Origin of the sequence: Rhodonellum psychrophilum GCM71 = DSM 17998, from assembly GCF_000381545.1 — a bacterium.
GTDB lineage: Bacteria > Bacteroidota > Bacteroidia > Cytophagales > Cyclobacteriaceae > Rhodonellum > Rhodonellum psychrophilum.
In genome coordinates this window covers 539,177-553,843 of record NZ_KB906673.1, presented here as the reverse complement: position 1 = coordinate 553,843, position 14,667 = coordinate 539,177, and the positions used below count along the sequence as shown (strand labels likewise).

Here is a 14,667-nt window from a genome sequence, read left to right as displayed (position 1 = left end):
ATTTATATCTTTTTTACCAAATACATAATTCTCAAGAGTTCACCAACACTCCAGGCTTGGGAAATCGCTCCTTTCGGACGATGCGGTGGGTCGCCGTCGTAAATTTCGGCAACAGTTCCTACCCCATATTGCGTCATTACCTCATCAAAGCTTTTGATGATCTTCTCCACAAAATTTTTCCCTGATTTTCCATGAAGTTTCAGGTAAGCTTCCGCAAAATGACCCAAAAGCCAAGGCCACACCGTTCCGTTATGGTAAGCAATGTCCCTCGTGTATTGGGTCCCAAAATAATACCCTTTATAGCTTGGATCATCTGGTGACAGGGATCTCAATCCACGGTTTGTCAGCAATTTCGATTTGACTTTTTCCAGGATCAAATCCATTTGGTCTTCCTCAAGCGTGGAATAAGGAAGTGAGGCGGCAAAAAGCATATTCGGTCTTATCGACCAATCTTTTTCCTCTCCATTGACCACATCGGCCAAATACCCTTTCTTTTCATCCCAAAAATTATCTACAAATGATTTTTTAACGATTTCGGAAAAGGCGTGGATTTCTTCGTCTCCCGTCAATTCATGGTAGAAACAAAGCGCATTGTACCACAAGGCATTGATTTCTACAGGGCATCCCACTCTCGGGGTCACTGGGCCATCTGAGTTGACGGCATCCATCCACGTCAGGGCCAATCCTTCCTGTCCTCCATAAACCAATCCGTTTTCCAAGGCATGGATATTGAAATCCGTCCCTTTTCTGAACCCTTCAATTATGCCTTTCATTTTTTCAAGATACTTCTTCTTAATGGTTTTGCTGTCTCCCGTATAGGCAATGTATTGCTGCAAAGACCAAAAAAACCACAATGGCGCATCCATAGAACTCATATTGGCCATTACTCCGCTCCCGACGTTGGGGAATAAGGGACCCTCAAGATCCTTCACCATAGAATCCATGATTTCAATGAAGGTTTCATACTTTCCTTGGGTCAGGGTGAGGCCTGGAGAAGACACGAAAGTGTCCCTTCCCCACCAGCCGAACCATGGATAACCGGCGATGACCCTGGTTTCGCCTTCTCTTTTTTGTATAAATTGGCCCGCTGAATTGATCAAACAATTTTCGAAATTGTTCCGTGGAGTCCTTCTTGCTATTTCTTTTTCGAAGGCCTTTTCACGGGTTTTTGGATCGGCTTCCTCAAGTCCTGCGGAAAAAATGACAGATTCTCCCTTTTCGATATCAAATTCAAAATATCCAGGCACAAAAAGATCTTCCTGATAATCATAACCCCGTTCCCTTTCCATGATATATTCCACATTGTGGTACCATTCCGGGGTGGACACATATTCGACCTTTTTGGAAAGTTGTAACGAAAGCGGGGAATAGGCGTCATACAGCTTAAATTGAGCGCCGTTCGGTATTTTTTTAAATTCTTTGTTTATATCATCATTTGCCTTGGAGAGATTGTGATACCCTCTAAAGGCCAAGAATGGGCTGATTCGGATCTTGGTTGGGCTATGTGCATCCAGAAGGGTATAACGGATCATCACCCTGTCCCTGTTTGTGTCCAATATCAATTCCTTTTGAAGCAATACACCCCCAACCCGGTAGGTAAGCTTGGGAATGGGTTCTGAATCGAAATCTTCCAAATATTTGTGCCCTCTAGGGGAATAGTTTCCAGGAAATTTGCTGATGCCCAAATGAAAATTAGCCCCTCTTTGTATTACCGTTTCATGGACAGTGGAAAGCATCACATGGAGTTGGGAGTCAATTTGTGGCTGTGGAGCCACCAAAAGCCCGTGATATTTCCTGGTATTACAACCTATGATGGTGGTACTTGTGTAACAGCCGCCCCGGTTGGTTCTGATTGTTTCCCGGTCTAGGGAATAGTTAAGGTTTATAAGTTGGGTTTTGTCAAAGTGGATATAACTCATTTGGATAAAAGTTTGGAGATTTCCATAAAAATAGTTTTTTGAATGCGAAAGAAAAATTATTAGGCAAAAAATAAAGGTTATGTTTCCATAACCTTTCTGTATTTCTCGTTTTAAGAGGAAATTCCTTCTTTTTGTAACTCTTCAAAGTTTTTCAGGGATTCCTCGAATTTCACCATGTATAAATGGATGAACTTCAAATTGACAGGTTTTATTTTAGGAAACCTTGGCGAAGATTTAAATAATGTAAACATTTCACTCCTTTTTTTTATTTTTTTTGATCGATTTCCACATATACAAAAATGACTCCATTTAAGTTCGCTATACTGTCCTAAAAATAAAAAACCCCTTCATACCGAAGGGGTTTTGGGTGAAAGACCGGGTTCGAACCGGCGACCTCTGGATCCACAAACCAGCGCTCTAACCAGCTGAGCTACAATCACCATTTAATAGAATAATCCGTTCTTCTTTTTAGATCGGAGTGCAAATGTAGTATTTCGATTTTTTCGAAGCAATATTCCTTTAATTTATTTTCTGGAAAATTTTAAACGCTGCCCTTTTTGCTCCTCATGGAAAACACCGTTTTCGAATGCCAAATGCCCCGAAACAACCGTATGGGTGATTTTTGACTTGAAAGTGTGCCCTTCAAAGGGTGACCAACCGCACTTGGAAAGAACATTGTTTTTTTCAACAGTCCATGGATTATCCAAATCCACAATCGTCAGATCTGCCATATATCCCGGCCTGAGGTAGCCTCGCTTTTCGATTTCAAACAAAATGGCCACATTGTGACACATTTTTTGTGCAATTTCTTCCAAACTTATTTTTCCGGCATGGTAGAGATCGAGCATCGCCACCAAGCTGTGTTGCACAAGCGGCCCACCGGAAGGAGCATTCAAATAGGATTTGCTCTTTTCCTCCAATGTATGTGGCGCATGATCCGTCGCGATCACGTCGATATGCCCGTCCAATACCCCTTTCAATATGGCATCCCGGTCCTCTGAGGTTTTGATGGCGGGATTCCATTTGATCAAATTCCCTTTTTCTTCATAGTCCTCATCCGAAAACCACAAATGGTGCACACAAGCTTCCGCAGTGATTCTCTTTGCTTCCAATGGCAGGGTATTGTCAAAAAGCTCGACTTCCTTGGCTGTGCTGATGTGCAGGACATGTAGCTTTGCGCCATGCTTTCGAGCCAAATCCACCACTTTTTTGGAAGCATCGTAACAAGCTTCCTCGGTCCTTATTTTGGGATGGTATTTGACATGTATTTGTTCCCCAAATTCCGCTTGGTACTTTTCCAGGTTTGATTTGATGATGTCGTCATTTTCGCTGTGGGTGGCAATCAGCATTTTGCATTCCGAAAAGATTCTTTCCAGACTTTCCGGATTGTCCACCAACATATTTCCTGTCGAAGAACCCTGAAAAACCTTGATCCCGCAAACATTTTCCGGGTCCACCTTCAATATTTCCTCGATATTGTCATTTGTCGCCCCAAAATAGAAGGAATAGTTTGCCAAGGATTTTTCCGCAGCGATTTGGTATTTCTCTTCCAGCAATTCCAGGGTGGTGCTTTGCGGGACCGTATTGGGCATCTCCATATAAGAAGTGATTCCGCCTGCCACAGCTGCTTTGCTTTCCGTGTAGATGTCTGCCTTGTGCGTCAAACCAGGCTCTCTGAAGTGAACTTGATCATCGATCAACCCGGGGAAAATATATTTTCCATCGGCTTCGATTTTGATATCTGCAGGGAATTCCGACAAGTCAGCCCCTATGCTGTAGATCAAACCCTCCTTGACCAAAATATCAGAACGGGTAATCTTACCTTCATTCACTATATTTGCACCAGTGATTAATATGCTTTTCATTAAATGTTGTTTTTGAATGCGCTGTGGTCACTTTCCAAATTAGGAAAACCTTATTCAATACTGAAAATTCAGGCATGAAAGCGTTTTTCAAGAAATCGTCCTTTTGGACGACAATGAAAATTTAGCTGAACATCCCATCCAAATTTACTAAATCATGTCAGATAGTACGCAATCTTTTGAAAATTTTAAACTTAACAAGCAACTTTTAGAGGCAATCAAGGATGCCGGATATACCAAACCTACCCCCATCCAGGAAAAGGCGATTCCTTTGGCCCTTGCCGGACACGACGTTTTGGGCATTGCGCAGACTGGGACCGGTAAAACCGCCGCCTATGTTTTGCCGATTCTGATGAAAGTCAAATTTGCGCAAGGCGATCACCCTCGTGTATTGGTCTTGGCACCGACCAGAGAACTGGTGATGCAAATTGAAGAGGCTGTCATTGAATTTGGAAAATACACAGACCTCCGATACGTGTGTCTTTACGGAGGATTGGGACCCAAAACCCAAATCGAGAAAATCAAGCAGGGTGTGGACATTGTCATCGCTACCCCGGGCAGATTTTTGGATCTTTACCAAAGAGGGGATATTTTTCTAAGGGAAATCAAAACCATGGTTTTGGATGAGGCGGACAAAATGCTGGACATGGGATTCATGCCTCAGATTCGGTCCATTCTGGAAGTGATTCCGGTCAAACGCCAAAACCTCCTGTTTTCAGCGACTTTTGGAAGCAGGGTGGAAAACCTTGCCTTCGAATTCCTCGAGTTTCCGGAAAGGGTGGAAATTACAGAACAAGCCACCACTGCCGACACCATTCAGCAAGTCAAATACCTGGTGCCAAATATCAAGACCAAAATGAATATTTTGGAGTACTTGCTGAAGGATGAATCCCTGAACAGGATCATTATCTTTGCCAAAAGCCGGAAAAATGCCGAAACGGTCTTCACCTACTTGGATAAGAAAAACCTGGGAACCATCCGCGTCATCCACGCCAACAAGGGTCAAAACACCAGGATCAACTCCATGGAAGATTTCAAGGCCGGAGGAGTCAGGATTTTGGTTGCGACGGATGTGGCTGCCAGGGGACTGGACATCAGTATGGTCAGCCACGTGGTCAATTTTGATGTCCCCTTGATCTATGAGGATTATGTGCACAGGATCGGCCGTACCGGCAGGGCAGAAAATGAAGGAAAGGCCATCACCTTTTACAATCCCGCGGAGATCTACCATTTCGATAGAATAGAGGAAATCATCCGGATGAAAGTTCCTGAATCTGAAATCCCTGAGGAAGTGGAAATTGCCCCAACACCTTTCATCGAAAAACAAGGGTATGATCGGGAAATAGATTACCAGAAGCGTAAAGAAGACCCGGATTTTAAAGGATCCTTCCATGAAAAAAAGGCACAGCCAAAACCCAAACCCAAGGTGTTGGAAAAAAAGCGTGGAAACAAAAACTCCAAAGCCAAACGGAACAGGAATCAGATGAAAACCATGGGACAATGGAAAAAAGGGAAATAAAATTTTATTTCCCTTCTTAAATCTCTCTTAAAAAATTCTTGCCTCTCGGGATATTTCCTAACCCTGAAAATAAAGATTTTCTAAAAATCAGTGATCAATCCTCCTCAATTTCTAGGAGGATTGATCATGATATGGGCTCTGTGTGTTCCCGGATCCATGATCCAAGGCATACCCGGAGCCGATGGTTTTAAAGGTAGGCCTGTGCTTTCCACAGTGGCCCAAGGGATGTACACCACAGACCTCAGATAGGAATTTTTCACTTCACCTGTTTTGGTATTGAAATCCGCATCCTCAGCGCTCAAGGCAAAAAGGGTGGTCCCGTCTTTGGGCATTTTTAACTTCCCTGATTTCACCTCCGCCTCCCGGATATCGAATATTTCTTGGAAAGATTTCCCTTCTTTCTTCAAGCTCCTTCCCCTTTCCATAAAAGGTTCGAGTGTGTTGTGGTAGCAGGAAACATTGAATCCTGGACTTTTTGGGTCATCTGCCAAGCAGACCATTTCATTTTCCCCCTTTCTTAACACCACAAAATCCCCTTTTTCATCAAAGCCATAGACCATAGCGCCAGCCCTCTTGTCTTCCGGAGCCGCAAGCACAGCGGAGGTGATTTGAATCTCTTTCGATGGGATTTCTTGAGCAAAGGCAAAATCCGTAAGAATTAAAAAACTGAATATTGAAATGAGAAGCTTCATGGTTTCCTGATTTAGGGTTTCCCATGAAGGTAAGGATTTTCCATTTAAAATTGAAATGGACAATTTTCTGTGTTTTAGTCTGAAGCCGTAAATTTCAAGAGCTTGTACCGCATCTGGTCATCGCTGAAATCGGGTCGGTTCATGTTGTTGGTGGAGACATAAAGACCATCTTTTCCTACCAGGAAATTGTCAGAGGAGTGGATTTCGTATGGGCCGAAAATATGTTCTGTCAGCACATTTAATTCATGATCAAGCACCATTATCCCTGTCACGGGCCTGGAGCGTTCCATCAACCTCAACTTTTCTATATCATACTTTTGATCGCTGGGAAATGCAGGCAAGATCATTCTGTAAAATATATCCCTGTACTTGTCATACAAGAAGGTTTCATACTGACTGGATTCGAGTGTGGCCATCACAGATTCATCTTCATTCCCTGGCAACTCGTTGACGATATTGAATTTTTCGACATGCTTGGATTTAACTTCCTTGACTTCTACGATTTTGTTGGTTTTGGTATCGAAAACCTGAATCTGATGATCGTAGAATGGGGATATGTAAATCAAACTTCCTCGTTTGGCCCAAGAGAAGTAGGATAGTTTTTTTCCCTGATCCCAGTAAGCGGCGTCATAAAATACATCATGCCAGGCGGAACTATCCCCTTCCAAACTGACGCTATAGACCAATTGTTGCTTCTGTATATCTTCCTGAGTCATCCGATGGTGATCCATCAAGAAAGGCTGCGCACCGTAGATCCTTCCATGCGATTTGAATAAAGGTATCATACTGCCGTTCCCAATATGGGAGACGCTATAATTCGCGTCTGGAAGCTTTTCCTCATACATCAATGCTCCTTCAAAATTGATCATCCCAATTGAAGGAGGAAAAAACGTGACAAATATCGAATCTCTTGCGATCAAAGTCCCTCCGGTAAATCTTTTATTCCTCTTTTCATTTTCAAACTCCAAGGGTATATTTAATTTTAATTTACCCGAGGGGAATTCCGAAATCTGAAGTTTCTTGATCACATGGTTATAGATCATGACATGCTCTCCGGAATCCGAGTCATAGATGCTGATCATCCCAGGATTGGAAGAAGCCAAGTCATTTATGGGAATGGAGAATTCCAGATTGCCTGTTTCTAAGACAAATTCCTTGTTTTGACCTTGCCCGCATGAGAAAAATGCCCAGACGATAAAAATATGGATTGATGTTTTTTTCATACTTTTTGTAAATTTCATCTTAAATTAACCTTAACCACTACCAGCACTTACCAACGAAATTAACAATCAAAACAAATAACTAAAACATAAGATTAATGATTTATGAAACTAGTTTAATTATTTTAAGATCAAAAAGAAAAGTCTTTTGATTTTATAAACTATTATATAAATACCTTCAATAGGTCCTATGTTAATCCAAAAACTCAGTTTTTAATTGTGTAGATAAACAAAATGGGATTATCATCCCCATCAATTCCATTTTTAGAGGCAAATTCCAGAAATGGATTATCTTCCAAATTTTTTCCCCGGTGGTAGTTGGCCAAATCACGGGGATGGATGGCCCATATCAAATGATTGGACTGTGCGTTCAAAGGTGGAATCCCGGAGATGTCAGGAGAAATTCCGTCCATATCGTTTTTCATATTTGTAATCATATTTACACTGCCTTTTTCTTTATCCCAAAGTGCAAACCTGACTTCCTGTCCTTTGTCCACACTGAGGAAAGCATATCTTTTCGAATCGATCATTTCATCACCCAGCGCATATTCTCCACTTTTCCAAAACTCCCGACTGAATTCATGCGCCTGATACACCCTTTCCGAATTTGGCTCAAATCCCAGAGAAGAAAATGAAAATAAATACTGCTGAATGACCTTACTTTCCTCAATTGCAAGTAATCTGTTGTGGTTCCGCTCTTTGTAATAAAACCCATTCCCATCGTGGGATTCATAAAAATATCGGTTCTTTTTTCCATTGATAATCCTGAAATCCCCATCAAAAAAAGTATCAATCCTTAGAATTTCCTTCAAATCCCTGTCTGTAACCAACAATCTTCTATGCCAGTCTTCCACCCTGTCGTCAATAAAATAATAATAGTCCTTTTGAAAAAACATGTCAAAAACAGACAACAGTTCGGGTTTCTTGTTTTCCCTTAAAAAATTCCCCTCAACATCATAAAAAAGAAACTTCGCCTGACGGCCATCAAAAACAATCAATTCTTGATCTGCTTCATTGAATGCAATATTGACAGGTGCAAAAAGTTCACCGGGTCCCATCCCTTTGCTTTCAATTTTGCGCAGCAAATTTCCTTTTCTACTGAAAATAAATAAGGCATTCGCCAAATTGCGATCAAGTACAAATATTAGGTCCTTAAAAAGAAGAATCTGCGAAATCTCACCTACAAGCCCGTCATAAGTGGTCTCCAACGGAATTATCTCATAGTCATCAAACATGTCGCTATGGAATATTTCCTTTTCGGCTTGAATGTCGATGACTAAACCTAACTCCTTTACACTTTTGGCGTTATTCCGACCACACGAAAAACAAAATAATAGGGCAATTTGAAAGAAATATATTTTAAATAAATTTTTCATACTCATATAAATTGAAAACAATTTTTCATTTTAGTTATTTTTTAATAGCCCCTATTTTACCGGAAAGTAACTCTTGAAATGACCCTAAAACTAGCTCGACCATTCGATTTACTGGCGATCAATTTAACATCACCATTTTCATTTACAACTTCTTGAATAAAATTAGTCGACTAAATATTATGCACCAAAAGGTGCTAAAAAGAGCTTTTCCTCAAAAGAAAAAAGACTATGCCTTTCGGTAAATAAAAAAAAATTCGATATTGGGTACCTGATCTGGACCAAAACCATCCTGATCAATAGTTTTGGCGCATGGGCAATGGGTATTTGCTTCCTAATCATGCTTATCAATTTATCACATTGGGGGATTCTGGCCATATTATGACCATTTCACCCTCCCAATGTTTTGTTTTGGCAACTCCCAGTGGAGGACATTATGACTTTTCCCAAGGATTGCCGTTTGTAGGCATTCTATAAAAACCAAAGTGGTATGAACAAAAAAATTATCCTTTTTAAAATTGGAGTATGCATGGCAGTGATGATCCATTTTTCTGCGGCAGGCCAACAATCCTTGGAATATACCTTGGAAGACATCGTCTCCAGAGCCAAAAATCAATCACCGGCAGCTTTACGTGCCGAAACCAGAAAAGAAAACAGGTTCTTCCAATACCGCTTTTTCAGATCCAACTATAACCCCCAACTTCGACTCGGCGGAACCATCCCAAGTTATTCCCAATCATTCAACAACGTCGTCCAACCCGATGGAACCATTGAATTTCGCGAGGTAAGGCAGAATTTCATGGATGTGGAATTGGGACTCGAGCAAGTGATCGCCGCAACGGGCGGTGTGGTCTCGGTGAATTCTTCCACCAACAGATTTGACAACTATCTCGCCACCGGGTCCTCCCCGCAAACCCGATGGAGCGGCGTCCCGGTCAACGTCCGCATCGATCAACCTATATTCGCATTCAATCCCCTGAAATGGGACAAGAAAATCGAACCCTTGCTTTTTGAGGAAAGTAAAAGGGAGTATGTGGAGGAAATGGAGGAAATCAGCCGTATCGTCACGCTCCTCTTTTTTGACTATTTGGATGCCCAAGTAAATCTGGAAATCGCCAACAAAAACCTCAAAAACACTGAGGAAATCCTTACCATCGAGCGTGGAAGATACGATTTGGGAACCACCTATGAAGACAAACTCCTACAGGTTGAATTGCAGGTATTGCAGGCAAAGCAATTGTTGGCGCAAGCCAGATTGGATATGGAAACCAATTCCCTGATCCTAAAATCCTATGTGGGCTTAAATGAGGCAACAAACCTGATGCTCATCCCACCCAGCACAATCCCAACTTTTGACGTCCCGGTGGAAGAAGCCATTGAGCGGGCATTTCAAAATAGGGCTGACGCATTGGGTTTTGACAGGCGAAAGCTGGAGGCCGATGCCAGTGTGGCACAAGCAAGAGGACAGCGGTTTTACATGAACTTGGGCGCAAGCTATGGCTATAACAATGCGGCTTTGTATTGGAATGATATTTATTCAAACCCAAATACCCAGGCCCTTCTCAACCTCAACTTTTCAATTCCGGTTTTGGACTGGGGAAGAAACAAAGCCAGAATGGGACAGGCTCAAGCCAATAAAAAATTGATCGCCTACACCGTAGAGCAGGATATCATCAACTTCGAGCAGGAGATTTTTACCAAAGTGCGGAATTTCACCATGCTGGAACAACGCATGGAAATCACCAAGCTTTCGGATGAAGTCGCCGACAAACGCTATGAAATTTCTTTAAGAAGATACCAAAACGGCGATGTGAGCATTACAGATCTCAATATCGCACAACAGGAAAAGGACAGCAACCGCAGGTCCTATATCCAATCCTTGCGGGAATATTGGACGGCTTATTATGAGTTGAGGGGATTGACACTGTTTGATTTTGAAAACAACAAATTGCTTTATCTGCCAAATAAAATAGAGCCCCCGGTGGAATGATCTCAACAAAAAGACGTTTTTATTCAAAATGAACCTCTCTATTTGGTAAATCCAAAATTTGGGTTTTGCCAGGAATCAACTTCTGAAAAGGCGAGATTTGGGAGGTAATGGGAATTAGAAATTTGAACCATACCTATTCTATTAATTATGCAAATGGAGGTTTCTGCGATTCGCTGAAAAAGTATTGTTGTACGTTAAAATAAGTAGCTTAAATACTTGCTGTTGATTTTGGATTCAAGTTCAAGGCAAGACTCGAAAAGCAAAGATCAGGTTTCTCAAAATCAATCGGTTCCTCGTAGACCCTTAGTCTGATGCCTTCTGGAACTTCGTCCTGAAAATGATCCATCAGTGAAAAAACTGTTTCTTGGTCCGGCACTTCAATATTTACCTTGACTATTCCGTCCTGAATCATCTCCAGTTCCTTTGCAGCTCCCCTTGACAAATCAATGATTCTCTTGGAATTTTGCGGCAATCTATCGTTGACTCGGACCCAGACCACTTTGTTGTTTTTGGTATTGATGACCTTCAGCATAGTTCCAAAAGGGAGGTTTTTATGTGCGGCGGTCATCTCTTCCATTTTGAAGGTTTCTCCGTTTGCTGTTTTTCTCAGGTGGAACTTCCGGCCGTAAAAACTGGCAATTCCTTCCTGTATTTTGAGCTTTGCTTCGGCATCTTTTTCCCCGCCATTTCCAGAAGCCAATGAGGGGCTCATGGAGAGTACGATAAAGAATAGGAGTAAGGTTAATTTCATTTCCGCATTTAAACAATTAATGTGCCATTCTGTGTCATCCGCATGGTAAATATTTGGATGAGAATCATGAAGCCTCTAACTTGAAACTTAATTGAATTTCAATTTAAATGATTTTATTTTAGAAATCACAATTTTAACCCAAATGATTAAAATCCTCCATACAGCAACCTGGCATTTAGGTAAAAGATTCCAGTATTTTTTATCCAGAATGAAAGAACAAAATATTTATTAAATCTCTAACAATTATTCCCTAACTTTAACACTAGGTAAACTTGCTTTTTAAAAATTAACTTTTTAAATAGTCAACACATTATTTCAACTTCTTTTTATGAAATATATATACCTTATTTATATTTTGCTTTTACTATTTTCCTTTCAAGGATTCACCCAATCCAATTATTGCTATCCCAACCAAGGGGATGATTTTTGGATGATTGGAGTGCAGCATGGCTCTAAGAAACTTTCGGGTTGTGATTCCCAAGCAACTTACAACTGTCATGGATTTACAAAAGCAATGATGGAAAACACCTGCTTCAACGACCAATCTTGTTGTACAAATCCTTCCTGGACACAGGCTGTCAATACGCCATACACATGTCCAAATAATATGATTTATGAATCAACTTCATCATCTTGGAAAAATGATAATCGTTATGTTAAAGTAGCTTCAGTTGACGATGCAAAAATTGTAAACTTTCAAGTTACAACAGGTGGTGGTTTAACTGAGCATTCTGCCGTAAAATCCGCTTCTTCTTTATTTCAACCAACCAAATATATTTCAAAGTATGGTAATGACGGTCCTTTAGTAGCACATGATTTAATGGGTTCTGTGTATCATTTAAAGGATCAGGTTGTGGCAAATACCATGGAATATTGGACTTATGTCGGTGGGATTTCGGGAAATGAAAATATAAATATTGGAAGTAATTTCACCTATTCTGTACAAGAGGCTTCTGGAGTAACCTATAGTTGGACTTCTGTTAATAATAGATTCAATATAACTTCTGGCAATGGCACCCATATAGTATCTATTTCTCCTAATCTATCAGGAACAGACACTCTTAGGTTAACAGTGACTGGATCGGGATCAACCAAAATACAAAACTTCCCAATTAACATCGCACCAGCTTGTTTGGATGGGACATACACAAGCAGTTCACAAAGTAATGTATCGCTCAATACCGTTAATGTTGTATCATCAGGTCAAATCATAACCAACATTATTTGTCCATCTGCCGCAAATATACAGTGGACACATACATCTGGTAGCGCACCATATTGGATATGGAACAATAATAATGTTTTGATCCAGATGCCTAGCGGAGGGAATATTAGCTTCAAAGTGGATGCAAAATCAGCTAATGGGCAAACGATAAAAACTAGAAATATAACCTTTTACAACTTTGGATCATTCAAAATATTCCCAAACCCAACAAGTGGCTTAGTAAACATTGATATCAATCCAAAACTTGGTTTTGAAACAGAAATCATAAGATTGGAAACTCCGTCACTAAGAACAAATATAAGAATTGAAGGAGAATCAACCTTTGATATCAGTCACCTACCGAATGGTGAATATTGGTTAAAAATTTATTTTGAAGGAAAAGTAGTCAACGAACAAAGAATAATCATAAAGAAATAATCTATGGTTAGATTGGTAATTATCACATTATTAGTTTGTTTCTCGCATAAGCTATTAGGACAAAACAATAAAATTAATGCAGGAAAATTTGAAATTTCAATAGGTGGTGGAGCTGTTATACCCGTTGGGAAGTTTGCTTCTACATCAACTACAGGCTTTGAACAAACTGTTTTTGAAAAAGGAAGTGATCAACAATATGATATAGGTTTTTTTTCAAAAGAAAATCATGGACACGCCAAAAGAGGAGGAGACATGAATTTAGAAATCAACTTTCTTACACGAAGGTTCTGGGTGCATGGTTTATCCATCGGACAATCTTCAAATGCTGTTCGTCTAGAATTGGCAAATAATTATTTCTCAAATGTCCAAGGACCCGCAGAGTTAAGGTTTCATGAAGATTTTAATTTACAAAATATATCATATCAACTAGGATATAGATTTAAACCAAATAACGGATCATTTGAGTTTCGTCCGTTTCAAAGGGTAGGTTTTTCTCAATTGACCTTTCCATTTTACATATTAGAAAGTATTAATTTTCCAGGTGTGACTGTCATTCACGAAGGAGATCGACCTAGATTAAATAGCTTATATTTTGAGACCGGCATATTATCAACTATATTATTGTCAAAAAAGTTTGATTTAGGATTTAACCTTTCATATCGATTTGCTGATTTTGACTACATCATGTATCAAAGAATAGTACCTGGTGGATCAACAACATTAATAGTCCCTGATCAAGTAAATTTTCGAGCAATTATGACAGGATTTAGATTGGCTTATAAACTATAGTTTGATAAGAAACAAACCATGGCTAGATTAATCATTTTCATATTCTTAGTTTCTTTTTCAAATAATGCATTTGCACAAAAGAACAAAACTAATGCCGGAAGATTTGAAATTTCAGTAGGTGGTGGAGCACTTATACCTCTTGGGAAGTTTGCCTCAACATCTACAGAAGGTTTTGATCAAAAGGTTTTTGAAAAAAGAAGTGATGAACAATTAGATGTTCTATATTTTTCAAAAAAAAACCATGCACATGCCAAACGAGGGGGTGATATAAATTTAGAGGTCAATTTTCTCGTGGGAAGGTTCTGGGTGCATGGTTTATCTTTTGGACAATCTTCTAATGCTATCAATGTAGAATTGGCAAATATATACTTCGGTAATAATCAATTCCCTATGGAGGTTAATTTTCACGAAAAATATCAGGTACAAAAATTAGCTTATCTAATTGGTTACAGATTTATTTTAAATAACAAATCAGTTGAATTTCGCCCATTTCAAAAAATAGGATTTTCTCGATTAACATTTCCATTTTACAATTTAGAGAGCATTGAATGGGAAGGAATAACTTTTATTCATGAAGGTGATCGACCAAGATCAAACAGTCTATACCTTGAGAGTGGTTTATTAACAAGTATATCGGTATCAAATAGGTTTGATTTAGGATTTACCCTTTCATATCGCTTTGCAGATTTTGACTACACCATGTATCAAAGAATGGTACCTGGTGGCTCAACAACATTAATAGTCCCCGATCAAGTTAATCTGCGTGCAATTATGACAGGATTTAGATTGGCTTATAAACTATAACTCAAAAAAACAGATTTTTAAACAGTCATTTTTTCCATCCCCACACGATAAATTAATTCATGCCAATTGCTGTCATTTATTAAAATCTCACTTGGAAGGGAAGCAC

Annotated in this window: 11 protein-coding genes and 1 tRNA gene; 5 read left to right on the top strand and 7 right to left on the bottom strand. The window is 39.8% G+C overall.

Going from position 1 to position 14,667, the window contains the following annotated elements; translation table 11 throughout:
- Positions 1–2: 2 nt before the first annotated feature.
- From F824_RS0102620 to F824_RS0102605, 3 genes are all read right to left on the bottom strand, one after another.
- Entirely contained in the window at positions 3–1,919 is a 1,917-nt protein-coding gene (locus tag F824_RS0102620; protein ID WP_019596292.1) for an amylo-alpha-1,6-glucosidase, read from the bottom strand.
- A gap of 365 nt (positions 1,920–2,284) precedes the next feature.
- Positions 2,285–2,360: transfer RNA gene (locus F824_RS0102610), tRNA-His, on the bottom strand.
- 83 nt (positions 2,361–2,443) lie between these two features.
- Positions 2,444–3,784: a dihydroorotase gene (locus F824_RS0102605; protein ID WP_019596290.1), complete on the bottom strand. Its 1,341-nt coding sequence runs from the start codon at positions 3,782–3,784 to the stop codon at positions 2,444–2,446.
- 154 nt (positions 3,785–3,938) lie between these two features.
- Here F824_RS0102605 and F824_RS0102600 point away from each other — a divergent pair, with 154 nt between their 5' ends.
- Positions 3,939–5,300 carry a DEAD/DEAH box helicase gene (locus F824_RS0102600; protein WP_019596289.1) on the top strand — a complete coding sequence of 454 codons (1,362 nt, stop codon included), beginning with the start codon at positions 3,939–3,941 and terminating at the stop codon, positions 5,298–5,300.
- Between the two features lie 104 nt (positions 5,301–5,404).
- On the opposite strand, the gene F824_RS0102595 is transcribed toward F824_RS0102600, so the two are convergent.
- The 3 genes from F824_RS0102595 to F824_RS0102585 all read right to left on the bottom strand — a co-directional run bounded on the left by F824_RS0102595 (position 5,405) and on the right by F824_RS0102585 (position 8,588).
- Complete coding sequence (locus F824_RS0102595; protein ID WP_026333457.1) at positions 5,405–5,992, bottom strand: hypothetical protein; 588 nt, start codon at positions 5,990–5,992, stop codon at positions 5,405–5,407.
- 74 nt (positions 5,993–6,066) lie between these two features.
- Positions 6,067–7,215, bottom strand: coding sequence for a DUF4221 family protein (locus F824_RS0102590; protein ID WP_236613199.1), 1,149 nt, complete (start codon positions 7,213–7,215; stop codon positions 6,067–6,069).
- A 203-nt stretch (positions 7,216–7,418) separates the two neighbouring features.
- On the bottom strand, positions 7,419–8,588 hold the full coding sequence (locus F824_RS0102585; RefSeq protein WP_019596286.1) for a 6-bladed beta-propeller: 1,170 nt from the start codon (positions 8,586–8,588) through the stop codon (positions 7,419–7,421).
- Between the two features lie 487 nt (positions 8,589–9,075).
- Here F824_RS0102585 and F824_RS0102575 point away from each other — a divergent pair, with 487 nt between their 5' ends.
- Positions 9,076–10,575: a TolC family protein gene (locus F824_RS0102575; RefSeq protein ID WP_019596284.1), complete on the top strand. Its 1,500-nt coding sequence runs from the start codon at positions 9,076–9,078 to the stop codon at positions 10,573–10,575.
- A 208-nt stretch (positions 10,576–10,783) separates the two neighbouring features.
- Here F824_RS0102575 and F824_RS25495 read toward each other — a convergent pair whose 3' ends face one another.
- The gene (locus tag F824_RS25495) at positions 10,784–11,326 is read right to left on the bottom strand and encodes a septal ring lytic transglycosylase RlpA family protein (protein ID WP_201769071.1); all 543 of its coding nucleotides are present in this window, start codon (positions 11,324–11,326) and stop codon (positions 10,784–10,786) included.
- Positions 11,327–11,654: 328 nt separating this feature from the next.
- Between F824_RS25495 and F824_RS0102560 the strand changes: the two genes are divergently transcribed.
- The 3 genes from F824_RS0102560 to F824_RS0102550 are packed head-to-tail and all read left to right on the top strand — an operon-like array spanning position 11,655 to position 14,561.
- Complete coding sequence (locus tag F824_RS0102560; RefSeq protein ID WP_019596281.1) at positions 11,655–12,968, top strand: T9SS type A sorting domain-containing protein; 1,314 nt, start codon at positions 11,655–11,657, stop codon at positions 12,966–12,968.
- Positions 12,969–12,971: 3 nt separating this feature from the next.
- Entirely contained in the window at positions 12,972–13,757 is a 786-nt protein-coding gene (locus F824_RS0102555; RefSeq protein ID WP_019596280.1) for a hypothetical protein, read from the top strand.
- Positions 13,758–13,775: 18 nt separating this feature from the next.
- Entirely contained in the window at positions 13,776–14,561 is a 786-nt protein-coding gene (locus F824_RS0102550; protein WP_019596279.1) for a hypothetical protein, read from the top strand.
- Positions 14,562–14,667: the final 106 nt, after the last annotated feature.

What these genes read in the sequence shown, in the direction of transcription:
- F824_RS0102620 (WP_019596292.1), bottom strand. Translation starts at nt 1,919, where the DNA reads ATGAGTTATATCCACTTTGACAAAACCCAACTTATAAACCTTAACTAT.
- F824_RS0102605 (WP_019596290.1), bottom strand. Translation starts at nt 3,784, where the DNA reads ATGAAAAGCATATTAATCACTGGTGCAAATATAGTGAATGAAGGTAAG.
- F824_RS0102600 (WP_019596289.1), top strand. Translation starts at nt 3,939, where the DNA reads ATGTCAGATAGTACGCAATCTTTTGAAAATTTTAAACTTAACAAGCAA.
- F824_RS0102595 (WP_026333457.1), bottom strand. Translation starts at nt 5,992, where the DNA reads ATGAAGCTTCTCATTTCAATATTCAGTTTTTTAATTCTTACGGATTTT.
- F824_RS0102590 (WP_236613199.1), bottom strand. Translation starts at nt 7,215, where the DNA reads ATGAAAAAAACATCAATCCATATTTTTATCGTCTGGGCATTTTTCTCA.
- F824_RS0102585 (WP_019596286.1), bottom strand. Translation starts at nt 8,588, where the DNA reads ATGAAAAATTTATTTAAAATATATTTCTTTCAAATTGCCCTATTATTT.
- F824_RS0102575 (WP_019596284.1), top strand. Translation starts at nt 9,076, where the DNA reads ATGAACAAAAAAATTATCCTTTTTAAAATTGGAGTATGCATGGCAGTG.
- F824_RS25495 (WP_201769071.1), bottom strand. Translation starts at nt 11,326, where the DNA reads ATGAAATTAACCTTACTCCTATTCTTTATCGTACTCTCCATGAGCCCC.
- F824_RS0102560 (WP_019596281.1), top strand. Translation starts at nt 11,655, where the DNA reads ATGAAATATATATACCTTATTTATATTTTGCTTTTACTATTTTCCTTT.
- F824_RS0102555 (WP_019596280.1), top strand. Translation starts at nt 12,972, where the DNA reads ATGGTTAGATTGGTAATTATCACATTATTAGTTTGTTTCTCGCATAAG.
- F824_RS0102550 (WP_019596279.1), top strand. Translation starts at nt 13,776, where the DNA reads ATGGCTAGATTAATCATTTTCATATTCTTAGTTTCTTTTTCAAATAAT.